Source organism: Pseudomonas sp. W2Jun17 (assembly GCF_023127795.1).
Lineage (GTDB): Bacteria > Pseudomonadota > Gammaproteobacteria > Pseudomonadales > Pseudomonadaceae > Aquipseudomonas > Aquipseudomonas synxantha_A.
The window spans coordinates 186,528-210,821 of record NZ_SPKO01000003.1 but is presented as its reverse complement, the minus strand read 5'-3'; the positions used below and the strand labels follow the sequence as shown (position 1 = coordinate 210,821).

The window sequence follows — 24,294 nt, the reverse complement described above, 5'->3', positions numbered from 1 at the left end:
GTTTTCCTGACAGGTTACGGCGATCTTATCGGTTTTCAGTCCAAAGCGTCAGGGGTAGAGTGGCCGTCATTGCCTCTCAACACACATTCATTCCTGGAGCGCCCCATGACCCAGTCCCAGACCGATCTACGCAACGGCCCTGACGCCAACGGCCTGTTTGGTGCGTTCGGCGGCCGCTACGTGGCTGAAACGCTGATGCCGTTGATCCTCGACCTGGCCCGTGAATACGAAGCGGCCAAAGTGGATCCAGCGTTCAATGAAGAATTGGCCTACTTCCAGCGCGATTACGTCGGACGCCCAAGCCCGCTGTACTTCGCCGAACGCCTGACGGAGTTCTGTGGCGGCGCCAAGATCTATCTCAAGCGCGAAGAGCTGAACCACACCGGCGCGCACAAGATCAACAACTGCATCGGCCAGATCCTGCTGGCACGGCGCATGGGCAAGAAACGCATCATCGCCGAGACCGGTGCCGGTATGCACGGCGTAGCCACCGCTACCGTTGCCGCACGCTTCGGCCTGCAATGCGTGATCTACATGGGCACCACCGATATCGAGCGCCAGCAGGCCAACGTGTTTCGCATGAAGCTGCTGGGTGCCGAAGTGATCCCGGTGGTCGCCGGCACCGGCACCCTCAAAGACGCCATGAACGAAGCCCTGCGTGACTGGGTGACCAACGTCGACAGCACCTTCTACCTGATCGGCACCGTGGCCGGCCCGCATCCTTACCCGGCCATGGTGCGCGACTTTCAGGCCGTGATCGGCAAGGAAACCCGCACCCAACTGCAAGCCCAGGAAGGCCGCCTGCCGGACAGCCTGGTGGCGTGCATCGGCGGTGGCTCCAACGCCATGGGCTTGTTCCACCCGTTCCTGGATGACACCAGCGTCGAAATCATCGGCGTCGAAGCAGCGGGCCATGGCATCGAAACCGGCAAGCACGCCGCCAGCCTCAACGGCGGCGTACCCGGCGTGCTGCACGGCAACCGCACCTTCCTGCTGCAGGACGACGACGGCCAGATCATCGACGCCCATTCGATTTCCGCCGGCCTCGACTACCCCGGCATCGGCCCTGAGCACGCCTGGTTGCATGACATCGGCCGCGTCCAGTACACCTCGGTAACTGATGACGAAGCCCTGGATGCATTCCACAAATGCTGCCGCCTGGAAGGGATAATTCCTGCGCTGGAAAGCGCCCACGCCCTGGCTGAAGTGTTCAAGCGCGCACCCACCCTGCCCAAGGATCATCTGATGGTGGTCAATCTCTCGGGCCGTGGCGACAAAGATATGCAGACCGTGATGCATCACATGGAACAGTCCAAGCAGGAGAAACACTAAATGAGCCGCCTGCAAACCCGCTTTGCGCAACTCAAGGAACAAAACCGCGCCGCCCTGGTGACCTTCGTCACCGCTGGCGACCCGGGTTATGACGCCTCGCTGGCGATCCTCAAGGGCTTGCCGGCCGCCGGCGCCGACGTGATCGAGCTGGGCATGCCCTTCACCGATCCGATGGCAGACGGCCCGGCGATTCAACTGGCTAATATCCGTGCGCTGGACGCCAAGCAAAACCTGGCGAAAACCCTGCAAATGGTCCGCGAGTTCCGCACCGACGACAGCGACACCCCCCTGGTGTTGATGGGCTACTTCAACCCCATTCACAAATACGGTGTGCCGCAGTTTATCGCCGATGCGAAGGCAGCCGGCGTCGACGGCCTGATCGTGGTCGACATGCCACCTGAGCACAACGGCGAGTTATGCGACCCGGCTCAGGCCGCGGGCATCGACTTTATCCGCCTGACCACGCCGACCACCGATGACGTGCGCCTGCCGACGGTGCTCAACGGCAGTTCCGGGTTTGTGTATTACGTGTCGGTAGCAGGCGTGACCGGTGCCGGCGCCGCCACGCTGGAACACGTCGAAGAAGCGGTCACGCGTCTGCGTCGCCACACCGACCTGCCGATCAGCATCGGTTTCGGTATTCGTACACCGGAACAAGCTGCGGCCATTGCGCGCCTGGCCGACGGTGTGGTGGTGGGTTCGGCACTGATCGATCACATCGCCAATGCCGGCAGCGACCAGCAAGCGATCGATGGCGTGCTGAGTCATTGCGCGGCGCTGTCGGCAGGTGTGCGCAACGCACGCAAGTAAGCACCTGCGTTTTGATACTTGCGCTACGCTGAGGGGTGACACCACGTCACCCCAACGCACTTCCATGCCTATTGCCGTCTAACCACCCTCGCAAGCCCCCCGCATTTCTTGCTTCCCGGTCGTTAAGTTAGTTGCATCAGAAGTCATCCCTGGCTCTCAGGAGTACATCATGGCCTTTGATCTCATTACCTCTTCAGACTCCCGTCACTCAACCTTGCAAAAGGGCTTCAACCTGCGCTGGCCGTTGGGCAATGTGCAGGGTCAGTCTTCGCAAAATGGCGCCAACCTGATCTACCTCTGCCGCAGCCCACAAGACATCATTGACGCCGCCGCGCAGGCATTGGCCCTTCCCGAGGGGCGCATCACCGTACGCAGTGGTGGTCATTGCTACGAAGGCTTTGTCGCCAACAAGATGCCCGACAGTCCACTTGAGGTACTGTCGATTCTGGATATCAGTGCGTTGAACCAGGTGGTCTACGACGCCAGCGGGCAAATCGGCTCCGAGCTGGACCCCAGCGCTGCTGAACGCTATAGCTTTCGCCTGGAAGCCGGCGGACAAAACTGGGATGCCTATGTCGCGTTATACAAGCTGGCCAACAAAACCCTGCCCGGTGGCTCGTGTTATTCAGTGGGCCTTGGCGGACATATTTGCGGAGGCGGCTATGGGCTGCTGTCGCGCAAATATGGACTGGTATGTGACTGGCTCAGCGGTGTGGATATCCTGGTGCCCGACAGCCTTGGCAAAGGCCTCGAACCGCGCCACGTTTCTCGCGACAGCACCAATCAGGACGAACTGGACCTGTTCGCCGCGTGTTGCGGTGCCGGTGGCGGACAGTTCGGCATCATCACCAGCTATTACTTCAAAGACCTGCCACCGGCACCGAAAGAGTTACTGTGGCTGGTGTTGGAATGGGACTGGTCCGTACTGACCAAGCCTGCACTCGATAACCTGCTGGCGGCCTATCAATCATGGTTCGCCAGCAATCAAAGCAACACGGACACTTGGGGCCTGGCGACCAAGCTGGAGATGCGCCACCAGCACACAGGCAATGTGACCCTGGGTATTCACTATGTGGACAAGGATGGCGAACTGAACGAACGGGCGCCCTTCGATGACTTCGTCGACAAGATGCTCACAGCCATTGGCCTGCCCGCTACAGAGTCCCTGGTCCCATTTCACGTCATCCATCTGCCGCGCAGCACTACCAACGGGCGCACCGTCGACTCAGTGTCATCCGCCCGAGCAGCCTCTCAACGCTTGGACTGGCTGGTGTGCCAACAGACATTGAATGGCTCGGGGGACAACCAGCGTGGGCGTTATAAGTCGGCTTATCAGAAGGGCGTGTTCAGCCCTCAAGTGCTGGACGCCATCTGGACCACATTGACCTGGCCAGACCCTGATAACCACCTGACACAAAGCCTCATTCAGATTCAGTCTTTCGGTGGCCAGATCAATGCCGCCAGCGAGCCAGTGCGCAGGGAGTCGTCAGCCGCTCAGCGCTCGTCATACCTCAAGTGGCAACCGCAATGTTACTGGCGCGGCGATAGCGCCGCCTCGGATCAAGCCCATGCCGACTGGATCCGAGGGTTGTACTTCAACGCGTTCGCCGATGATCAGGGCGTACCGATCAACGACGAGTTTGAAGGTTGTTACATCAATTACCCCGACCTCGATATGACCTACATCGGTGGCAATCCGGCCAATGGCAAAAACCCACAGTGGTACAAGATCTTCTTTCCCGACCTGATCATCGAAAGCCGCCTGCGGCGTACCAAGCAGCGCTGGGACCCACACAACATTTTCCATAACGAAATGTCGGTGCCGTAATCGCGAAAGAAGGGCGACTCCAAGGTCGCCCTTTTTTACAGCTCGATCCGCTCGACTTTACCTACAAGCAATATGTAGGAAAGTGCTCCCAGCAACGCCAGCACCGCGATGTAAGTAATCGCCGGCGCAAACGACGAACCACTGGCCAGAAAGCCAATCACGATGGGCGTAGCGATTGCCGACAGGTTACCGATGAAGTTGAACACGCCTCCGGTCAGCCCCAGCAACCGCGCAGGCGCCAAGGTCGAAACCAGCGACCAAGTGATCGACGCCAGGCCATTGCCGAAAAATGCCACCGCCAGAAACGCGATGACCCACGCCGTGGAGTCCACGTAGTTGGCACCGATGATCGCCGTGGAAATCAGCAGCCCACTGATGATCGGCAACTTGCGGGCAAAGCCTACCGAGGCACCACGACGGATCAACCAATCGGAAAACACCCCCGAACACAGCACGCCCACAAAAGCGGCCAGGAACGGCAACGACGCCAACAAACCTGACTGGATAAAGTCCATGCCGCGATATTTCACCAGGTACGTCGGGAACCAGGTCAGGAAGAACCATAGCGTAGAGTTCAGGCAAAACTGCCCCAGGTAGATGCCCCAGAGTTTGCGCTTGCTCAGCACGATACCGAGGTCGACCCAACTGAAGGGTGCCTTGGCCGTTTGCGCCTGCATGTCCACCAGCCCACCACCGTCACGGATCAACTGGATTTCAGCCTCATTGGCGCCTTTGAAATCTTTGGGCTCGCGATACACCGCGTACCAGATCGCGGCCCACAGGATGCCGACGCCACCGGTAACGACAAACACCATGTGCCAGCCGTACTGGTGTTGCAGCCAAGCCAGTACCGGCGTGAGGAACGCCAGGCCGACAAATTGCCCGGAGGTGTAGACGCCGATAGCCGTGGCGCGCTCGCGCTCGGGAAACCAGGTGGTGACCACACGGCTGTTGATGGGATAGGCCGGCGCCTCCAACGCGCCAACGGCCATGCGCAACACGAACAACGCGATAAAGCTGGCGGCGAAACCGAGCATCACGGTTGCAATCGACCACAGCAGCAGGGCGGCTGTGTAGAGAATGCGCGGCGGCACCCGGTCTACCAGCCAGCCGCCGGGGATTTGCATGGCCGCGTAAGTCCAGCCGAAAGCGGAAAAAATAAGCCCGACCTGCACCGGGTCGATACCCAGCTCGCTGGTCAGCGCAGGCGCGGCAATCGACAGGTTGCTGCGGTCCAGGTAGTTGATCACCACGGTGATGAACAGCAGCACCATGATGAAGAAGCGCTTTCGGCTAGGCGTGACTAAAGAAGCCTGCCCGGTGTGGGATTCAGGGTGCATGGGGTGCCTCTTTTTATGTTTGTTGAGGACAAAACGTGCTGAAGGAACGCGGTCAATGTGGGAGCGCATTCCTTCAGATAAAAATCACCACTCGGCAAAACTGCCGTCGGCGTGGCGCCAGATCGGATTGCGCCAGCGATGGCCGATAGCCGCGCGCTCAATCACGTATTCCTCGTTGATCTCGATGCCCAGGCCCGGGCCGTTGGGGATCTTCACAAAGCCCTGGTCATAGTCGAACACGCCCGGGTCGCGCACGTAGTCGAGCAGGTCGTTGCTTTCGTTATAGTGGATACCCAGGCTTTGCTCCTGGATAAATGCGTTGTAGCAAGCCGCATCCAGCTGCAGGCACGCTGCCAGGGCAATCGGGCCCAGCGGACAGTGCAGGGCCAGGGCCACGTCGTAGGCTTCGGCCATGTTGGCGATCTTGCGGGTTTCGGTAATCCCGCCTGCGTGGGAGGCGTCCGGCTGGATGATGTCGACGTAGCCTTCGCTGAGCACACGCTTGAAATCCCAACGCGAAAACAGGCGCTCGCCCAGGGCAATCGGCGTACTGGTCAGCGGCGCCAGTTCTTTCAATGCTTCGTAGTTTTCGCTGAGCACCGGTTCTTCAATGAACATCAGTTTGTAAGGATCAAGCTCTTTCATCAGCACCTTGGCCATGGGCTTGTGCACGCGGCCATGGAAGTCGACGCCGATACCGACGTTAGGGCCCACCGCATCGCGCACGGCAGCGACATTGGCCAGTGCCAGGTCGACTTTGTCGAAGCTGTCGAGGAACTGCAGTTCTTCGGTGCCGTTCATTTTCACCGCAGTGAAGCCACGAGCCACGGCCTCTTTGGCTGCACGGGCAGTGTCGGCGGGGCGGTCGCCACCGATCCACGAGTACACGCGAATCTTGTCACGCACCTGGCCGCCCAGCAGATCGCTGACCGAGACGCCCAGCGCCTTGCCCTTGATGTCCCACAACGCCTGGTCGATACCGGCGAGGGCGCTCATGTGCACGGCACCGCCGCGATAGAACCCGCCGCGATAGAGCACCGTCCAGATATCTTCGATATTGCGTGGGTCTTTGCCGATCAGGTAGTCGGACAGTTCTTCGACGGCGGCGGCCACTGTGTGAGCGCGGCCTTCGACCACGGGCTCACCCCAGCCAGTCACGCCCTGGTCGGTTTCGACCTTGAGGAAGCACCAGCGCGGCGGGACGATAAAGGTCGTCAATTTGGTGATTTTCATCTCTTGTCTCTCTTATGGATGCAGCGCCTGCGGGCGCGGAACTTGCTATCAGCTCAGGGCTTTCCAGGCGGCGACATAAGCCTGGGCACGGCTCGCGACCTGATCCACTGTCATTCCCGGCTTGAACAAGCCGGAGCCCAACCCGAACCCTTTCGCGCCGGCGTCGATAAACACCTGCATGTTGTCCGGCGTAACACCGCCTACCGGCAGCAGCAGCGTGCCCGCCGGCAATACCGCCAGCCACGCCTTGATCACCGAAGGACCGATCTGCTCGGCCGGGAACAGCTTCAATACGTCGGCGCCTTCGGCCAGTGCGGCAAACGCCTCGGTTGGCGTCGCCACGCCAGGCGACAAGTACAGGCCTGCGGCCTTGGCGGCGCGCAGTACTTTGGCATCGCTATGGGGCATGACAATCACTTGGCCACCAGCCGCCTTCACCTGCTCGACCTGTTCAGGCGTCAACACCGTGCCGGCGCCGATCAGGCAATCGGCGGGCAGGCTGTCGCGCAGGGTGCGAATGCTGGTGTACGGCTCCGGCGAATTGAGCGGGACTTCGATCACACGAAAACCCGCGTCGTACAACACCTGGCCGATGGCCTGGGCTTCGTCCGGGCGTATGCCACGCAGGATTGCGATCAAACCGTTTTGCGCGAGTGCTTGCTTGAGCATGTCAGGCCTCCGTTACAGGTTGAGTGAGCCCAGCCGCCACGGCCAATTGCCACAGGCCGCGCTCGGTGGCTTCCTGCGCCAGGCTGACGTGGGCGAAGCCGCAAAGGGCCAGAGCGCGTTGATAGCGGGCGCAGAGTGGGGCGGCGCCAACCAGGATGATCGGCTTGGTTTTGGCGCTGTCTGGCAAACCGGCGAGTTCGTGGCCGATCAACAGGCCGGACAGGTAGTCGGGCTGCTGGTTGGGTGCAAGCTCAGCCGTCAGGCCCAGGGTACGGGCACTGAACAAGGTCGACAGCACGCCACGCCTGCCATCCTTTGAAAGCGCCACGTGCACGCCACGATCAAAGGCCTCGGCCTGGAATTGTTCGCTCGGCTGCTGAGTGCGGCCCAGGATGCTGTGCTTGCTCAATACCGCGAACAGTTCGCCGGTCATGAAGGTGTCGAAATGCGTAATGCGGCCTTCACTCACCTCGACCCATTTGGAGTGGCTGCCGGGCAACCCGATCAGCACTTGGGCCCCAAGCCCCTGCAGCACGCCGAGTACCTGGGTTTCTTCGCCGCGCATCACATTGGGTAAACCCGCTTGCTCAATCACCCCCGGCACAATATGCACATCCACCCCACGCAGGCTGCGCACGCGGTGGAACGCCAAGCCCAGGCTGGCGACATCCACAGGCGTGGCGCAATAAGCCGCCTCGCTCCAACCCTGCGCGCTGCCAACCATACCGCAGGCAATCACTGGCAATTCAGGCTGGGCGTCGAGCCAATCGCCGCAGGCGCTATCGAACGCCAACTCGAAGCCGTCAGTGCAATGAATACCGTTGATGTCCCGTGGCTCGCTGGGCAAATGCATGATGCCCCAGGCTTGCGCGCGCTGTTCCAGCACAACGCCCGCCGAGCCGAGTTTGTAAGCACGAAGGGAGCTGGTCCCCCAATCGAGCGCGATCAATTGCGCCTGCATCGCTTCACCTGAAATGAGTGGGTGCTGAAAAAAGCAGATGGGCGAATATAAACCTACGCGCCGGAATATCTCAATATATAAATATCGATCCCACATAATGAGACGAAGCAAGATTAATCCTACACCGTTCCCTGTTTTTACTTAGGGAAAGGCAAGGCGTTATCTGATAAGGAAAGTTAAAAAACCGACAGATCTAGCTCGCGCATCGCACCCATCCAGATCGCGTAGTCGGTGTGGTCCTTCAGGTCATCGCCGGTTTCAGGGTGCAGGAAGACCACCAGGCCATCGCGGTGCAGCGCCAGCCACGGCAACACCACGCCGATGTATTCCGGCTCGAATGCCAGCTGGCAGCTCCAATCCGGATGCGGGCCCACCGGCCGCTCATGCACACGGCCCATGCGCAACGGGAACAGCCTGGCGGCGTCCTCACACAGCGTGCGCGCCTGGTCGATGGTGCTGGCGTCGAAGTAGATATGGGCGTGATAGCCCTTGATACGTTGCATGACGGACTCCGGATCCACGATGTGCCGATCCTAGACCGCAATCGAAGGCAGGGCCAGCCCGGTCAACGACTGCGCACTGCTGGCCTGTTCCGCCATCAGCCATTGGACAAAACGCTCAACCAACTGCCCGCGGCGTTTGCGCTGGGGTTGCACCACGTAATAACCGAAACGCGAGGTCACCGTGGGGCTGATCGGTCGGCACAGCCAGTTCTGTTCCAGCAGGTTATCCACCAAATGGCGCCAGCCGATGGCAACGCCCTGGCCGGCAATCGCAGCCTGAATCAGCAAGGTGTAGTTGTCGAAGCGCAATTGCCCGGGAGTTGGCGCAGCGGATATACCCAATTGGCGGAACACCCCGCTCCAGTCGAACCATTGGCTGTTGTTTTCCTGACGCAGGTGCAGCAACGGGTACTCGGGCAAGGATTGCACCGTCATCGGCGCGGCCTGAGCCTTGAGCCACTGCGGGCTGCATACCGGGAACACTTCCTCATTGAACAACCACAGGCTGTCGCCCTGCTTGAAACGGCCATCGCCGAACAGCACCGCCACATCGATATCGCTGCGCAGGCTGGCGTGGTTGCGCTCACTGGTAACCAGGCTCACATCCACCTGCGGGTTGGCCTGGTGAAAGCGATGCAGGCGCGGCATCAGCCAATAGGCGGCGAAGGCAAAGTCGGTAGCCACTTGCAGTACTTCGTGCTGGTCCTGTTGGGTGATGGTGCTGAGCCCTTGATTGATGCTTTGCAGGGCGCCCTGTACGTGCTCGAACAACAGCACGCCGGCGTCGGTCAGTTCGATACCGCGATAGATGCGGTCAAACAGGCGGATTGCCAGTTGTTCTTCAAGACGCTTGATCTGCTGGCTGACCGCCGGCTGGGTGGTGCCAAGCTCCATCGCCGCGGCGGTAAAACTGCGGTGGCGCGCCGCCGCTTCGAAGGCTCGCAGCAGATCGAGAGAGAGGTTACCCAGCGCTTCATACATAAGCTGTCGTTATCCTAGGCATTGCTTGTCATGGGCTTTACCCTGATTTCCATGGGCCGCATTCTCATTGGCATAAACACTTACTATGGAATGCCGAGAAACCATGAAGCGCAAGAACATTCTTTTCATCATGGCCGATCAAATGGCCGCTCCCATGCTGCCGTTCTACGGGCCTTCCTCGATCAAGCTGCCCAACCTCAGCCGCCTCGCCGCCCAAGGCGTGGTATTCGAGGCCGCCTATTGCAACAGTCCGTTGTGTGCGCCTTCGCGCTTCACTCTGGTCAGCGGCCAGTTGCCGAGCAAGATCGGCGCCTACGACAACGCTGCCGATTTCCCCGCCGATGTGCCGACCTATGCCCACTACCTGCGTCGCCTCGGCTACCGCACCGCGTTGTCGGGCAAGATGCATTTCTGTGGCCCCGACCAGTTGCACGGCTATGAAGAACGCCTGACCAGCGATATCTACCCCGCGGATTATGGCTGGGCGGTGAATTGGGATGAGCCCGACGTACGCCCCACCTGGTACCACAACATGTCTTCGGTGCTGCAAGCAGGCCCGTGCGTGCGCACCAACCAGCTGGACTTCGACGAGGAGGTGGTGTTCAAGGCGCAGCAATACCTGTTCGACCATATCCGCGAGGACGGCGACCGACCGTTCTGCCTGACCGTATCGATGACCCATCCCCACGACCCTTACACCATTCCCAAGCCGTTCTGGGACCTGTACGACGACGCCGACATCCCTTTGCCTGCAACGCCGGCGCAAGCAGAGCTGGACCCACACTCCCAGCGTCTGCTCAAGGTCTATGACTTGTGGGATAAACCGCTGCCTGTGGACAAGATCCGCGATGCCCGTCGCGCCTACTTCGGTGCGTGCAGTTACATCGACAGCAATGTCGGCAAACTCCTGCAAACCCTGGAAGACACCGGCCTGGCTGACGACACCCTGATCATCTTCTCCGGCGACCACGGTGACATGCTCGGCGAGCGCGGCCTCTGGTACAAAATGCACTGGTTTGAAATGGCCGCCCGCGTGCCGCTGCTGATCAGTGCGCCGGGCCAATTTGCGGCTGGGCGGGTCACTCAGGCCGTGTCCACCGCCGACCTGCTGCCGACCCTGGTGGAGCTGGCCGGCGGCGAGCTGGACCCACACTTGCCGCTGGACGGTCGCTCTCTGGTCCCGCACCTGCAAGGGCAGGGCGGGCATGACGAAGTGTTTGGCGAATACATGGCCGAAGGCACCATCAGCCCATTGATGATGATTCGCCGGGGCGCCTACAAATTTATCTACAGCGAAGACGACCCTTGCCTACTGTTTGATGTGCGCAACGACCCGCACGAGCGGGAGAACCTCAGCCTGTCAGCAGAACATCGCTCGCTGTTCGAGGCCTTTTTGCATGAGGCGCGGGCCAAATGGGACATTCCGGCGATCCATCAGCAAGTGCTTGCCAGCCAGCGTCGCCGCCGCCTGGTGTTTGAGGCACTGACTCAAGGCACGCTCAAGAGCTGGGACCACCAGCCACAGGTGGATGCCAGTCAGCAGTACATGCGCAACCATATCGACCTCGACGACCTGGAGCGCAAGGCACGTTATCCACAACCCTGCCAAAACCAATAAACAGACAGAGGGAAGGCCATGCAAAAGTTGACCGTGGTACTGAGCATATTGGCGCTGGGCAGCGCCAACGTGTACGCAGACGCTCGCTGTGAAACGGTAAAGATGGCCGATCCAGGCTGGAGCGACATTGCCGCCACCAATGCCATTACCGGCTTTTTGCTGACGGGCATGGGCTACAAAGCCAAGGTCGATACCCTGGCGGTGCCGATCACCTTTGGCGGGCTCAAGGACGGCCAGGTGGATGTGTTTCTCGGCAACTGGATGCCGGCGCAACAAGGTTTTTATGACAAGTTCGTGGCCAACGGCGATGTGGTGCAACTGGCGAAGAACCTCGACGGCACCGAGTTCACCCTCGCGGTGCCGGACTACGTATGGGACGCCGGCGTACGTGACTTTGCCGACCTGAACAAGTTTGCCGACAAGTTCGACAAGAAGATCTACGGCATCGGCTCCGGCGCGCCGGCAAATATCTCGTTGCAGGAGATCATCAAAAAGAATGACTTCGACCTGGGCCAGTGGAAGCTGATCGAATCCAGCGAGCAGGCGATGCTCGCCGAGGTGTCGCGAGCAGTGAAGAAACAGCGCTTCGTCACCTTCCTCGGCTGGACGCCGCACCCGATGAACGTGCAGTTGAAGATGCATTACCTCAAGGGCGGCGAGCAGTATTTTGGCGCCACCGGTAGCGTGTATACCTTGACCCGCAAGGGTTACGCCCAAGCCTGCCCGAATGTCGCCAAACTGCTGACCAACCTGAGTTTCACCCAGGAGATGGAGAACGGCATCATGGCGCAGGTGGCCAACAACAAGGTCAGCAATGCCGAGGCGGCCAAAGCGTGGATCAAGGCCAACCCCGCGGTGCTGGACAAGTGGCTCGACGGCGTGAAAACCCTGGATGGCCAGGATGCGTTGCCCGCGGTCAAAGCCCAACTCTAAGATGCGCCTGGATCCAAATGTGGGAAGGGGCTTGCCCCCGATGACGGCCTATCAGCTATGAATGTATTGGCTGAAACACCGCTATCGGGAGCAAGCCCCCTCCCACAGGGAGCCGGTGTGTACTGATACTCTAAGCCAAACCTTCTACCCGAGCCTGCGATGCCCCGGCCCAACCGCCACACACTCTTCCCCTTCCTCAGCTGGCTCCCGCGCCAAACCCGCGCCAGCGTCGGCCGGGATGCGATCGTCGGCCTCAGTGGCGCCGTACTGGCCCTGCCACAGTCGATTGCCTACGCACTGATCGCCGGCCTGCCACCGGAATACGGGCTCTACGCGGCGATCATCCCGGTCTTGATCGCTTGCCTGTGGGGCTCTTCCTGGCACCTGATCTGTGGGCCCACGGCGGCGATTTCCATCGTGCTTTACGCCAGTATCAGCCCATTGGCCGTGCCAGGTTCCCAGGACTACATCACCCTCATCCTGTTGCTGACCTTCCTCGCCGGGGTGTTCCAGTGGTTGCTCGGCCTTCTGCGCTTTGGCGCGCTGGTGAATTTTGTCTCCCATTCGGTGGTGCTGGGTTTCACCCTGGGCGCCGCGGTGGTGATTGCCCTGGGGCAGTTGCCGAACCTGCTGGGGCTGGACTTGCCGAGCCAGGCCACCGCCCTCAACAGCCTGCTGGCGCTGGTCGACCATGGCGGTGAGTGGGATCGTGCGTCCGTGATCCTCGGGCTCGGCACTTTGCTGGTGGGCGCGCTGCTCAAGTCTCTGGTGCCACGCTGGCCGACGCTGTTGATCGCTTTAGTCTTGGGTAGCCTGACGGCATGGCTGTGGCCGACGATGTTCGGGCATGTGGCGCTGGTCAGTTCTTTTATCGGCCAGTTGCCGCCGTTCAGTCCATTGCCGATGGACCTGGACCTGGTACTGCGCCTGTTGCCCAGCGCGGTGGCGGTGGGGATGCTGGGGTTGGTGACCAGCCTGTCGATTGCACGCTCACTGTCGGCTCGCTCGCAACAATTACTCGACGCCAACCAGGAAGTGCGCGCCCAGGGTTTATCCAACATCGTTGGCGGATTTTTCTCCGGCTACCTGTCAGCCGGTTCGTTCACCCGTTCGGGCCTCAGTTACGAGGCGGGTGCTTGTTCGCCCCTGGCTGGGGTGTTTTCCGCGCTGTGGGTGGCGTTATTTGCGTTGTTCGGCGCGACGTTGATCGCGCATATTCCCATCCCGAGCATGGCCGCCAGCATCCTGCTGATTTGCTGGGGTTTGGTGGATCATCGAGGGATTCGTGCTTTGTTTCGTGTCAGCCGCGCCGAATTCGTGGTGATGGGCCTGACGTGTGTCGCCACCTTGCTGCTGGAGCTACAAACGGCGATTTATGCCGGGGTGTTGGCATCGCTGTTTTTCTACCTCAAGCGCACTTCGCAACCACGGGTTCAGCAATGGCGCGATGGGGACGAGGATGTATTACGCGTGGGTGGCTCGATCTTTTTTGGCGCCAGCCATTACCTGCAAGTACGCCTGCAAAGTCTGCAGGGCACACGGGTGGTGATCGAAGCGCAGCAGATCAATTTTATCGACTACTCCGGGGTGGAGATGCTGCATCAGGAGGCGCGACGGTTGGCGCGGTTGGGGCGTAGCCTGACCTTGCGTGGGGCCAGGCCGCAAGTAATCGAAGAGTTAAGAAAACTGGAAGGGGCCAAGAGTTGCCCCCTCCATTTCCAAGATTGAACACGATCAGGCCAATTGACGGCGTAGTTCGGCTAACACCGGTGCTGAATCAGGGCGCACACCACGCCACAGGAAGAAGGCTTCCGCTGCCTGCTCCACCAGCATCCCCAAACCATCCATCGCCACCACAGCGCCGTGTTCCGCAGCCCAGCGGCAGAACGCGGTAGGTTCCTTGGCGTACATCATGTCGTAGCAGAACGTCTTGCCCGGCTCGATCAGGCTGCCGGCAATCGGCGGTACATCGCCTGACAGGCTGGCGGACGTGGCATTGATGATCACGTCCACCGGCTCACGTAGCCAATCGAAACCACTGGCAGACACCGGGCCCAGGTCGTCGAACAGCTCAGCGAGCAGCTCGGCCTTTTCCACGGTGCGGTTGGCGATGATCAACGAAGAGGGTTGCTGTGCCAGCAACGGCTCAAGTGCACCGCGCACCGCGCCACCGGCTCCCAACAACAGGATGCGTTTGCCTTGCAGGTTCAGCCCGGCGTTGACCGTCAGGTCGCGCACCAGGCCGGCGCCGTCGGTGTTGTCTCCCAACAACGTACCGTCCGCCAGTTTGCTCAGGGTGTTCACGGCTCCAGCGCGCTGGGCACGTTCAGTCAAGGTATCGGCCAAACGATAGGCGTCTTCCTTGAACGGCACGGTCACGTTGGCGCCACGGCCCTGGCGAAAAAACTCACGGGCGCAGTGGGTGAAATCCTCCAACGGCGCGAGCAACGTGCTGTAGTCCAGTTGTTCGCCGGTCTGCTCGGCGAACATACGGTGGATCAGCGGCGATTTACTGTGGCCGATGGGGTTGCCGAACACGACATAACGGTCCATCACACCGCCGCCTTGGCTGCAACGACGCCGAGCCAGTCGCGGTCTTGAAGGAAATAATCGGTGAGGCGCGCCTCTTCGCTACCGGCCTCGGCCTTCCAGTCGTAGCTCCAACGGACCTGGGGCGGCAGCGACATCAGGATCGACTCTGTACGCCCGCCCGACTGCAAACCGAACAGGGTGCCACGGTCATAGACCAGGTTGAATTCGACGTAGCGGCCCCGGCGGAACTCCTGGAACTGACGCTGCTGCTCGGTATACGCCATGGCCTTGCGACGCTGCACAATCGGCAGGTAGGCATCAATATAGGCATCGCCGATGGCACGGATAAAGGCGAAACAGGTGTCGAAGCCCCATTCGTTCAAGTCATCGAAGAACAGGCCACCGATACCGCGAGGTTCATTGCGATGCTTGATGTGGAAATAGGCGTCGCACCAGGCTTTATAGCGTGCGTACACGTCCGGGCCAAAGGGCGCACAAGCTTGCTCGGCCACACGGTGCCAGTGGACGCAGTCTTCTTCGTTGCCGTAATACGGGGTCAAGTCAAAGCCGCCACCGAACCACCACACCGGCTCTTCGCCTTCTTTTTCAGCGATGAAAAAGCGCACATTGGCGTGGGATGTCGGCACATGGGGATTATGCGGATGAATCACCAGTGACACGCCCAAGGCTTCAAACCCCCGACCAGCCAGCTCAGGCCGATGGGCACTGGCGGACGGTGGCAAACCGCTGCCAAACACGTGGGAAAAGTTAACGCCGCCTTTTTCGATCACCGAACCGTTCTCGATCACACGGGTGCGACCGCCACCACCGGCAGGCCGGGTCCAGGCGTCTTCGATAAAGCGAGCGTCCGTCTCGAAGGTTTCCAGGGCGTTGCAAATGCGATCTTGCAGGTCAAGCAGGTAGGCTTTAACGGCCTCGGTGCGGGTAGTCATGGCATCACCTTGAATCGGGCAAAGCTACGCGAGGCCATTGGGCGTCGGCGGCAAATGGGCGCACAGGATACCACTGCGCCCACATGCCACTGCACTTAGGTGCGCGGCAGTTGACGAAGATCAAGCTTAGGAGTCCGATAGGGGGCTACGCAGATTCGAACCCAAGGAGAAGTGCAGATGGCCAAACGTATCCAGTTCAGCGCCCACGGCGGCCCCGAAGTACTTGAGTATGTGGACTACACGCCAGCGGAGCCTGGCCCACAACAGGTGCGGGTGCGTAACGAGGCCATAGGTCTGAACTTCATCGACACCTATTTTCGCAGTGGCCTCTACGCACCGCCCGCGCTGCCATCCGGCCTGGGCGCTGAAGGCGCTGGTGTCGTCGATGCCGTGGGCAGTGAAGTCACCCAGTTCAAAGTCGGCGACCGCGTGGCCTACGGCAGCGGCCCGCTGGGTGCCTACAGCGAGTTGCATGTGTTGCCCGCCGCCAACCTGGTGCACCTGCCGGATGACATCAGTTTCGAGCAGGCCGCCGGGGCCATGCTCAAGGGCCTGACCGTGCAATATCTGCTGCGCCAGACCTACGAATTGAAAGGCGGCGAAACCATCCTGTTCCACGCCGCTGCCGGTGGCGTCGGCTCCCTGGCCTGCCAATGGGCCAAGGCCCTGGGCGTGAAGCTGATCGGCACCGTGAGTTCGCCGGAAAAGGCCGCCCTGGCCAAATCCCTCGGCGCCTGGGAAACCATCGACTACAGCAAGGAGAATGTCGCACAACGTGTGCTGGAATTGACTGACGGTAAAAAGGTGCCGGTGGTGTACGACGGCGTCGGCAAGGACACCTGGCTGACCTCTCTGGACAGCGTGGCGCCACGGGGTTTGGTCGTAAGCTTTGGCAACGCGTCGGGCGCGGTGGACGGGGTGAACCTGGGCATTCTGTCGGCCAAGGGCTCGCTGTACGTGACCCGCCCGACGCTGGCGACCTACGCCAACAATCCGGCGAACTTGCAGGCGATGGCGGACGATCTGTTTTCGATGATCAAGAGCGGCAAGGTGCGCATTGATATCAACCAGCGCTACCCGCTGGCGGATGCGGCCAAAGCGCAGACCGAGTTGTCGGCGCGACGCACGACTGGCTCAACCATTCTGTTGCCTTGAGTGCGTCATCGCAGGCAAGCCAGCTCCCACATTTGACCGCGATGACTGATCAAATGTGGGAGCCGGGCTTGCCCGCGATGGCCGTGCCTCGATCTCAGGAGGGGCGCACGACCTCACCTGTCACCAGGTCCCGAATCAGGCTTGGGTTCTTGCGCCCACCCACCGCGCCACCCAACACCAAGTCCACTTGCCCGCGGAAATACTGCTCCACGCGAATACGCGTGCGTGCCGCCGGGCGCCCCTGAGGGTTGGCCGACGTGGAGATCAACGGCCCGACCTGAGCGCACAAATCCCTCACCAACGGGTGATCAGTAACCCGCAACGCCACGGTGTCATGCATACCCGTGACCCATTCGGGCAACAAGTCCTGGTGGGGCACCAGCCAGGTATTCGGCCCGGGCCAGGTGCTGGCCATGCGATCGATCCAGGTGTCCGGGAAGTCTTCGAACAGGAAGTCGAATTGACGAATGTTGTCCGCTACCAGAATCAGGCCCTTGTCCACCGAGCGGTTCTTGATCGCCAATAGCCGATCCACCGCTTCTTCATTCCACGGGTCGCAACCCAGGCCCCAGACCGCCTCGGTCGGATAGGCAATCACCGCGCCTGCGCGAATTTCCCGTGCGGCTTGCAGCACACGCCACCTGTTGACCATTATTTAATCTCCGGACTAAAGCTCTGGGCAGTTTACCGATCTTCGTTACAAAACCCAGCGCCAAAAACCGGCAGCACCTAAACCTGGCAACGCGCCAGCCAGCGCCCGCTTTCGCAGATGACCTGGCCTTCCAGCTCCAGCTCCGTAAGAGTCGCCAGCACCTGGGACAACGGCCGACCACTGGCAATCGCCAGGGCTTCACTGGTATGCGGCGCAGCATGCAGCAGTGCCACCAGTGGGTGGGTGATCGGCACCGGCGCAGGGCGCGATAACGCCTGCCAACCGCGCAGCGCCTCAAGGATGTGTTCGATGGTTTCCACCAGCACCGCGCCATCACGGATCAGTTGATGGCAACCCTTGGCACCGGGATGGTGAATGGAGCCCGGGATCGCATACACCTCGCGCCCTTGCTCTGCGGCCAGCCGTGCGGTGATCAGCGAACCGCTGGCCATGCTGGCTTCCACCACCAGAACCCCCAGCGAGAGCCCGCTGATAATCCGATTGCGCCGTGGAAAATTACCGGCCTGGGGCCCCGCGTCCAACGGAAACTCAGAAACCACCGCGCTGCCTTGGGCAATCATCGCGGCAGCGAGCTTGCGGTGGCGCTGTGGATAAAAATTTTCCAGCCCGGTGCCAAGCACCCCGACTGTACGACCGCCCACCTCCAGCGCTGCCTGGTGTGCTGCGCCGTCAATGCCCAGCGCCAAACCACTGGTGATGACAAAACCGGCGCTCGCCAGGCTGCGGGAAAACGCGGCGGCCGTGTCCATGCCGGGGCGGGAAGCACGCCGGCTACCGACCATGGCCAACTGTGGTTTTTCCAGAATGCCCGGGTCGCCCGCAACGAATAACAGCGGCGGTGCGTCGTCGATCTGAGCAAGCAAGGCCGGGTACTCAGGTTGGTCCCACATCAGCAAATGCTGGGCCGGACGCTCTAACCAGGCCAATGCCGTACTGGCGCCATCACGGATTTGCGGGCTACGCCGGGCATCGGCGCTGATGGCGGGCAACCCGAGGGAACGCCAGGCACTGGCGGGGGCACTGAGGGCCTTGGAGGCGCAGCCGAACGCTTGGATCAATACGTGAAAACGCTTGGGACCCAGTTCTGGCAGCCTGTGCAAGCGTAGTCGGGCTTCCAGCTCTGCCGGAGAAATTTCGCTACTGTTTATCGGATTCATTTGATCATCCTTGACCGGAACAAGCTGTGGATAACTCTGTTGGTAACTTATTTAGCAGGCTATTTATTGCGCTTGTTGACGGGTCTCGAAACGATCCTTTACAGCCAGCGCGCGTGAAGCACTGAGCACCAAGGCGTAGCTGAGTTTTTCATAGGTGCGAAACACCAGAAGAGTGCCGGCCCGTTCTTCCGGGAGTTGTGTTGGCGTGCCGGTAAGGACGTCTCGCACCGTGGCACCCGCCTTGATCACCGTCAGTAACTGGCCTTCGATCAATCCATCGCGGCGGCCCTTGTTCAGGGTCACGGCGTCCAGCACACCAATCTGAGTGACGCCCCTGGGGATGTCGATGATGTGCCCTGCGATGAAAGCCGTTGATTTGGCTGACTCCAGGGTGTTCAGCGCGACCGGACGTTGGGCACCAAGCAAGCGGTCACCTGGACGGATTTCCTGGGTAACCCGCTGCACCGCCAGGGTGGTGAGGTCGTCGGCGAGTACAAAGCGTGCGGTGCCGATATCGTCGGCATTGATGCCCAGTAGCTCCTGGGTGCCTGGGTCGGTGTAGACCTTGCCTCGACGAAAGATTCCGTAGCTTGGCTGGGCCGGGTCCAGCTGACCGCGAGCATGCACGCGCTCACCGTTGGCCCCCAGCACGCGACCGCCTTGCGCTGCGACGATATAAGGCGCGTTGTCCAGGTCCTGGGGCGTATCGACAATCCGGTTATGCAGTAAAAAGTGCTGGATGGCCTGTTGCGTCGCGTGATCCAGGCGTTCAGTGGGCTTGGGAATCAACGCCATGGCGACGGGGGCCCACAGCAGCAAGACGAGTAGCGATTTCCTCATGGGGTGAATCTCCTTTATTATGTGCGTTCGCGTGAAATGCCTTGGCCCTCGTGGCTTCTGAGCGTTTCACACCGGCCGTGTGGGTCCATCCCACCGCCGATTGGTCTTTACCTCACATGTGCAGCAATTACGCTTATGGCTATTTTGAACATCCTCGAATTTCCCGACTCGCGCCTGCGCACGATCGCCAAGCCGGTGGCCGTAGTGGACGACAAGGTTCGTCAGTTGGTCGATGACATGTTTGAAACAATGTATGAAGCTCCGGGCATTGGCCTCGCCGCTACCCAGGTCAACGTGCATCTGCGTGTCGTGGTCATGGACCTGTCGGAAGATCGCAGCGAACCCCGGGTGTACATCAACCCCGAGTTCGAACCGCTGACCGATGAGATGGGCGAATACCAGGAAGGCTGCCTGTCGGTGCCGGAGTTCTACGAGAACGTCGAACGCCCGTTGCGCGTGAAGATCAAGGCCCTGGACCGTGATGGCAAACCGTTTGAGCTGATTGCCGAAGGTCTGTTGGCAGTGTGCATCCAACATGAATGCGATCACCTTAACGGCAAGCTGTTTGTCGATTACCTGTCCACGCTCAAGCGGGACCGGATCAAGAAGAAGCTGGAAAAAAAGCATCGCCAGCAAGCTTGATGCCCTTCTTCCAAAGGCTTGCTGCGGCAAGCCTTTTTCTTTTGTGACTGTTTTTAACCGAGAACTCCCATGACCGAGCCATTGCGCATTGTTTTTGCCGGCACCCCTGAATTCGCCGCCGAACACCTCAAGGCGCTGCTTGCCAGCCCTTATGACATCGTCGCGGTGTACACCCAGCCGGATCGCCCGGCCGGTCGCGGGCAAAAACTGATGCCGAGCCCGGTCAAGCTATTGGCGCTTGAACACAACATAGCGGTGCTGCAACCGCCGACCCTGCGTAACGCCGAAGCCCAGGCCGAACTGGCCGCGCTGAAACCGGACCTGCTGGTGGTGGTGGCCTACGGTTTGATCCTGCCCCAGGCGGTGCTGGATATCCCGCGCCTGGGTTGCATCAACAGCCATGCTTCGCTGCTGCCTCGCTGGCGTGGTGCGGCGCCGATCCAGCGCGCCGTGGAGGCGGGCGACAGCGAAAGCGGCGTGACCGTGATGCGCATGGAGGCGGGCCTGGACACCGGACCGATGCTGCTCAAGGTCACCACCCCGATCACCGCGCAAGACACCGGTGGCAGCCTGCACGACCGCCTTGCCGAAATGGGCCCACCTGCCGTAATCCAGGCCATCGCCGGCCTCGCAGCAGGCACCCTGGAAGGCGAGGTACAGGACGACAGCCTGGCCACCTACGCGCACAAATTGAACAAAGACGAAGCGCGCATCGACTGGAGCCGCCCGGCCGTGGAGCTGGAGCGCCTGGTACGTGCCTTCAACCCATGGCCAATTTGCCATAGCACCCTGAACGGCGAAGCCTTGAAGGTGTTGAACGCGACCCTGGCCGACGGCAAAGGCGCCCCCGGCGAGATTATCGGCGCCAGCAAAGACGGGCTGTTCGTCGCTTGCGGTGATCAGGCGCTGTGCCTGACACGTCTGCAATTGCCCGGCGGCAAAGCGCTGAACTTCAGCGATTTGTTCAATAGCCGCCGTGAGAAATTTGCCTTGGGCACGATCCTCGGGGTGGCCACTCAATGAACCCACGTCTGGCCGCCGCCAAGGCTCTCGCTGCCGTGCTCAACGGCAAGGCTTCGCTGAACAGTTCATTGCCCACGCAATTGGACAAGGTCGAAGACCGGGATCGCGGTTTCACCCAGGACCTGGCCTTTGGCACCGCCCGCTGGCAGCCAAGGTTGTCGGCACTGGCAGCCAAGCTGCTGCAAAAACCGTTCAAGGCGGCAGACGCTGATGTCGAGGCGCTGTTGCTGGTGGGCCTCTATCAACTGCTCTACACCCGCGTACCGGCCCACGCCGCCATCGGTGAAACCGTCGGTTGCGCCGACAAGCTGAAAAAGCCCTGGGCCAAGGCCCTGCTCAATGCCGTACTGCGCCGGGCCCAGCGTGAAAGCGAAGCACTGCTGGCCGAGCTGGAACATGATCCGGTGGTGCGCACCGCCCACCCGCGCTGGCTGCAAAAATCCCTGAAAGCCTTCTGGCCCGAGCAATGGGAGGCTATCTGCGCGGCCAACAATGCGCACCCGCCGATGATCCTGCGGGTCAACCGTCGCCACCATAGTCGTGATGCGTATCTGCAATTACTGGCCGACGCCGCCATCAACGCCACCCCGTGCGTGTACAGCACCGACGGCATCGTGCTCGAAGCCGCCACTGATGTGCGCAGCCTGCCGGGCTTTGCCGAAGGCTGGATCAGCGTGCAGGACGAGGCCGCGCAATTGGCGGCCGACCTGCTCGATTTGGCCCCCGGCCAGCGCGTACTCGACGCCTGCTGCGCGCCAGGTGGTAAGACCTGTCACATCCTTGAAGTTGAAAAAGACCTGGCCGGTGTAGTGGCTGTGGATCTTGAAGCCAAACGCCTGGTGCGCGTGCGGGAAAACCTTGCACGCCTGGGCCTCAGCGCCGACCTGATCGCCGCCGACGGCCGCGACACAGCGACCTGGTGGGACGGCAAGCCATTCCAGCGCATCCTGCTGGACGCACCTTGCTCTGCCACCGGCGTGATCCGTCGGCACCCGGACATCAAGCTGACCCGCCAGCCCGACGACATCGCCGCCCTCGCGGTGCTGCAAGGCGAATTGCTTGACGCCCTGTGGCCAACCCTGGAAGTCGGCGGCATCCTGCTGTACGCCACCTGCTCCACGCTACCCACCGAAAATACCGAGGTCATCCAAGCCTTCCTCGCCCGCACCAGCGGCGCGCGCGAACTGGACCTCGCTACCAGCGCCGGCATCAAGCAGCCCCACGGCCGCCAACTGCTCGCGCAGGAAGGCGGGCACGATGGCTTCTACTACGCCAAACTGATCAAGATCGCCGCCGCACGCGGCTGAATGGGTTTAAGGGAGTGACCGGATGAAAATCATCATCCTTGGGGCAGGGCAGGTCGGAGGCACGCTGGCCGAACACTTGGCCGGCGAAGCCAACGACATCACCGTGGTCGACACCGATGCCGAGCGCCTGCGCAACCTGGGCGACCGCCTGGACATCCGCACGGTACAAGGCCGGGCGTCGTTTCCAACGGTGCTGCGTCAGGCGGGTGCCGACGATGCCGACATGCTTGTGGCGGTGACCAACAGCGACGAGACCAACATGGTCGCGTGCCAGGTCGCTCATACGTTGTTCCACACCCCAACCAAGATCGCCCGGGTGCGCGAAGCGGCCTACCTGACTCGCGCCGGCCTGTTCGATAATGACGCCATTCCGGTGGACGTATTGATCAGCCCGGAACAGGTGGTCACCCACTACATCAAGCGCCTGATCGAAATCCCTGGCGCCTTGCAGGTGATCGACTTCGCCGAGGGCAAGGCGCAACTGGTGGCGGTAAAGGCGTACTACGGCGGGCCGTTGGTTGGCCAACAACTGCGCCAGCTGCGTGAGCACATGCCAAACGTGGAAACCCGCGTGGCCGCGATTTTCCGTCGTGACCGGCCGATCCTGCCCCAAGGCGACACGGTGATCGAGGCCGACGACGAAGTGTTTTTCATCGCCGCCAAGGCGAATATTCGTGCGGTCATGAGCGAAATGCGCAGGCTCGACGAGAGTTACAAACGCATCGTCATCGCCGGCGGCGGGCAGATCGGCGAGCGGTTGGCCGAGGCCATCGAAAGCCGCTACCAGGTGAAGATCATCGAGATGAGCCCGACGCGTTGCAGGCATTTGTCCGACACCCTCGACAGCACTGTCGTACTGCAAGGCAGCGCCTCGGACCGCGACCTGCTGATGGAAGAAAACATCGCCGACGCCGATATCTTCCTCGCCCTGACCAACGATGACGAAGCCAACATCATGTCGTCGTTGCTGGCCAAGCGGCTGGGGGCGAAGAAGGTGATGACCATCATCAACAACCCGGCCTATGTGGATCTGATCCAGGGCGGCGATATCGACATCGCCATCAGCCCCCAACTGGCGACCATCGGTACCTTGCTCGCCCACGTGCGGCGTGGCGATATTGTCAGCGTGCACTCCCTGCGCCGGGGTGCGGCGGAAGCCATCGAGGCGATTGCCCACGGTGATTCGAAGTCGAGCAAGGTGATTGGCAAGGCCATCCGCGATATCGGCCTGCCGCCGGGTACCACCATTGGTGCAATCATCCGCGATGAAGAAGTGATCATCGCCCACGACGACACGGTGATCGCCACTGGAGACCATGTGATTTTGTTCCTTGTGGATAAAAAACATATCCGCGATGTAGAGAAGCTGTTCCACGTGGGCTTGAGCTTTTTCTGATCAAACGGAGTGACCGACATGCTCGAATCCCTGGAAAAAATGCTCGCCAAGGGTGTGGATAATTCGCTGCTGCGTTTCGGCTTGGGCAAGGGTTATCTGGACTTGAAGGACAACGCCAAAGCCGCCGAGCATCTGGGCAAGTGTGTCGAGTTCGATCCGAAGTATTCGGCGGCGTGGAAGCTGTTGGGCAAGGCGCACCAGGCGCAGGGTGACAGTGCCTCAGCACGACAGGCGTGGGAAAAAGGCATTGAAGCGGCCCAGGCCCACGGCGACAAGCAGGCCGAAAAAGAGATGACCGTGTTCCTGAAGAAACTCGATCGCCAGGCTTGATACAGGACTAAATGTGGGAGGGGGCTTGCTCCCGATGGCAGTGTGTCAGCCAATGCATATTTGACTGAACCACCGCTA

Annotated in this window: 23 protein-coding genes; 12 read left to right on the top strand and 11 right to left on the bottom strand. The window is 60.9% G+C overall.

The features are described 5' to 3' along the window. Positions 1 to 105 precede the first annotated feature (105 nt). The 3 genes from trpB (at position 106) to E4O98_RS01895 (ending at position 3,970) form a co-directional block, all read left to right on the top strand. Entirely contained in the window at positions 106 to 1,332 is a 1,227-nt protein-coding gene (trpB, locus tag E4O98_RS01905; protein ID WP_005783404.1) for a tryptophan synthase subunit beta, read from the top strand. Further along, entirely contained in the window at positions 1,333 to 2,142 is an 810-nt protein-coding gene (gene trpA / locus E4O98_RS01900; protein WP_005783403.1) for a tryptophan synthase subunit alpha, read from the top strand. Positions 2,143 to 2,311: 169 nt separating this feature from the next. Next, positions 2,312 to 3,970, top strand: coding sequence for a BBE domain-containing protein (locus tag E4O98_RS01895; protein WP_248134012.1), 1,659 nt, complete (start codon positions 2,312 to 2,314; stop codon positions 3,968 to 3,970). Positions 3,971 to 4,005: 35 nt separating this feature from the next. On the opposite strand, the gene E4O98_RS01890 is transcribed toward E4O98_RS01895, so the two are convergent. The 6 genes from E4O98_RS01890 to E4O98_RS01865 all read right to left on the bottom strand — a co-directional run bounded on the left by E4O98_RS01890 (position 4,006) and on the right by E4O98_RS01865 (position 9,657). Continuing rightward, positions 4,006 to 5,310, bottom strand: coding sequence for an MFS transporter (locus E4O98_RS01890; RefSeq protein ID WP_078822703.1), 1,305 nt, complete (start codon positions 5,308 to 5,310; stop codon positions 4,006 to 4,008). 84 nt (positions 5,311 to 5,394) lie between these two features. Beyond that, positions 5,395 to 6,543, bottom strand: a complete 1,149-nt coding sequence (dgoD, locus tag E4O98_RS01885) for a galactonate dehydratase (RefSeq protein WP_005783400.1) — start codon at positions 6,541 to 6,543, stop codon at positions 5,395 to 5,397. Positions 6,544 to 6,591: 48 nt separating this feature from the next. Further along, positions 6,592 to 7,212, bottom strand: a complete 621-nt coding sequence (locus E4O98_RS01880) for a 2-dehydro-3-deoxy-6-phosphogalactonate aldolase (RefSeq protein ID WP_005783399.1) — start codon at positions 7,210 to 7,212, stop codon at positions 6,592 to 6,594. 1 nt (position 7,213) lies between these two features. After that, the gene (locus E4O98_RS01875) at positions 7,214 to 8,173 is read right to left on the bottom strand and encodes a 2-dehydro-3-deoxygalactonokinase (protein WP_248134010.1); all 960 of its coding nucleotides are present in this window, start codon (positions 8,171 to 8,173) and stop codon (positions 7,214 to 7,216) included. Between the two features lie 176 nt (positions 8,174 to 8,349). Further along, positions 8,350 to 8,676: a DOPA 4,5-dioxygenase family protein gene (locus E4O98_RS01870; RefSeq protein ID WP_032878586.1), complete on the bottom strand. Its 327-nt coding sequence runs from the start codon at positions 8,674 to 8,676 to the stop codon at positions 8,350 to 8,352. Positions 8,677 to 8,706: 30 nt separating this feature from the next. Further along, positions 8,707 to 9,657 carry a LysR family transcriptional regulator gene (locus E4O98_RS01865; protein WP_032878587.1) on the bottom strand — a complete coding sequence of 317 codons (951 nt, stop codon included), beginning with the start codon at positions 9,655 to 9,657 and terminating at the stop codon, positions 8,707 to 8,709. Between the two features lie 103 nt (positions 9,658 to 9,760). Between E4O98_RS01865 and betC the strand changes: the two genes are divergently transcribed. From betC to E4O98_RS01850, 3 genes are all read left to right on the top strand, one after another. Then, entirely contained in the window at positions 9,761 to 11,275 is a 1,515-nt protein-coding gene (gene betC, locus E4O98_RS01860; RefSeq protein ID WP_005783394.1) for a choline-sulfatase, read from the top strand. A gap of 18 nt (positions 11,276 to 11,293) precedes the next feature. Further along, complete coding sequence (gene choX, locus E4O98_RS01855; RefSeq protein WP_032878589.1) at positions 11,294 to 12,208, top strand: choline ABC transporter substrate-binding protein; 915 nt, start codon at positions 11,294 to 11,296, stop codon at positions 12,206 to 12,208. A gap of 159 nt (positions 12,209 to 12,367) precedes the next feature. Next, positions 12,368 to 13,936, top strand: a complete 1,569-nt coding sequence (locus E4O98_RS01850) for a SulP family inorganic anion transporter (protein WP_078822699.1) — start codon at positions 12,368 to 12,370, stop codon at positions 13,934 to 13,936. A gap of 6 nt (positions 13,937 to 13,942) precedes the next feature. On the opposite strand, the gene aroE is transcribed toward E4O98_RS01850, so the two are convergent. Together aroE and hemF are read right to left on the bottom strand one after the other, a co-directional pair. Beyond that, positions 13,943 to 14,761: a shikimate dehydrogenase gene (gene aroE / locus E4O98_RS01845; RefSeq protein WP_032878592.1), complete on the bottom strand. Its 819-nt coding sequence runs from the start codon at positions 14,759 to 14,761 to the stop codon at positions 13,943 to 13,945. After that, positions 14,761 to 15,693: an oxygen-dependent coproporphyrinogen oxidase gene (hemF, locus tag E4O98_RS01840; RefSeq protein ID WP_032878593.1), complete on the bottom strand. Its 933-nt coding sequence runs from the start codon at positions 15,691 to 15,693 to the stop codon at positions 14,761 to 14,763. Before hemF ends, aroE begins: the two co-directional genes overlap by 1 nt. A gap of 177 nt (positions 15,694 to 15,870) precedes the next feature. Here hemF and E4O98_RS01835 point away from each other — a divergent pair, with 177 nt between their 5' ends. Next, entirely contained in the window at positions 15,871 to 16,848 is a 978-nt protein-coding gene (locus E4O98_RS01835; RefSeq protein WP_032878594.1) for a quinone oxidoreductase, read from the top strand. A 94-nt stretch (positions 16,849 to 16,942) separates the two neighbouring features. Here the strand turns inward: E4O98_RS01835 and E4O98_RS01830 are convergent, their stop codons facing one another. The 3 genes from E4O98_RS01830 to E4O98_RS01820 form a co-directional block, all read right to left on the bottom strand. Then, positions 16,943 to 17,500 carry an L-threonylcarbamoyladenylate synthase gene (locus tag E4O98_RS01830; RefSeq protein WP_248134008.1) on the bottom strand — a complete coding sequence of 186 codons (558 nt, stop codon included), beginning with the start codon at positions 17,498 to 17,500 and terminating at the stop codon, positions 16,943 to 16,945. A gap of 77 nt (positions 17,501 to 17,577) precedes the next feature. Beyond that, complete coding sequence (gene dprA, locus E4O98_RS01825) at positions 17,578 to 18,678, bottom strand: DNA-processing protein DprA (RefSeq protein WP_223017807.1); 1,101 nt, start codon at positions 18,676 to 18,678, stop codon at positions 17,578 to 17,580. A gap of 63 nt (positions 18,679 to 18,741) precedes the next feature. Further along, positions 18,742 to 19,518 carry a peptidoglycan-binding protein gene (locus E4O98_RS01820; protein ID WP_078822696.1) on the bottom strand — a complete coding sequence of 259 codons (777 nt, stop codon included), beginning with the start codon at positions 19,516 to 19,518 and terminating at the stop codon, positions 18,742 to 18,744. A 135-nt stretch (positions 19,519 to 19,653) separates the two neighbouring features. On the opposite strand from E4O98_RS01820, the gene def reads away from it, so the two are divergent. The 5 genes from def (at position 19,654) to E4O98_RS01795 (ending at position 24,216) form a co-directional block, all read left to right on the top strand. Beyond that, the gene (def, locus tag E4O98_RS01815; protein WP_005783383.1) at positions 19,654 to 20,160 is read left to right on the top strand and encodes a peptide deformylase; all 507 of its coding nucleotides are present in this window, start codon (positions 19,654 to 19,656) and stop codon (positions 20,158 to 20,160) included. A gap of 69 nt (positions 20,161 to 20,229) precedes the next feature. Next, positions 20,230 to 21,183 (top strand): methionyl-tRNA formyltransferase, encoded by a 954-nt coding sequence (fmt, locus tag E4O98_RS01810; protein WP_248134006.1) that lies wholly within the window; start codon positions 20,230 to 20,232, stop codon positions 21,181 to 21,183. Next, complete coding sequence (rsmB, locus tag E4O98_RS01805) at positions 21,180 to 22,490, top strand: 16S rRNA (cytosine(967)-C(5))-methyltransferase RsmB (RefSeq protein ID WP_032878600.1); 1,311 nt, start codon at positions 21,180 to 21,182, stop codon at positions 22,488 to 22,490. The genes fmt and rsmB overlap by 4 nt, the downstream gene beginning before the upstream one ends. A 22-nt stretch (positions 22,491 to 22,512) precedes the next feature. Beyond that, positions 22,513 to 23,886, top strand: coding sequence for a Trk system potassium transporter TrkA (gene trkA, locus E4O98_RS01800; protein ID WP_014716287.1), 1,374 nt, complete (start codon positions 22,513 to 22,515; stop codon positions 23,884 to 23,886). Positions 23,887 to 23,904: 18 nt separating this feature from the next. Then, complete coding sequence (locus E4O98_RS01795) at positions 23,905 to 24,216, top strand: tetratricopeptide repeat protein (RefSeq protein ID WP_223017804.1); 312 nt, start codon at positions 23,905 to 23,907, stop codon at positions 24,214 to 24,216. Positions 24,217 to 24,294: the final 78 nt, after the last annotated feature.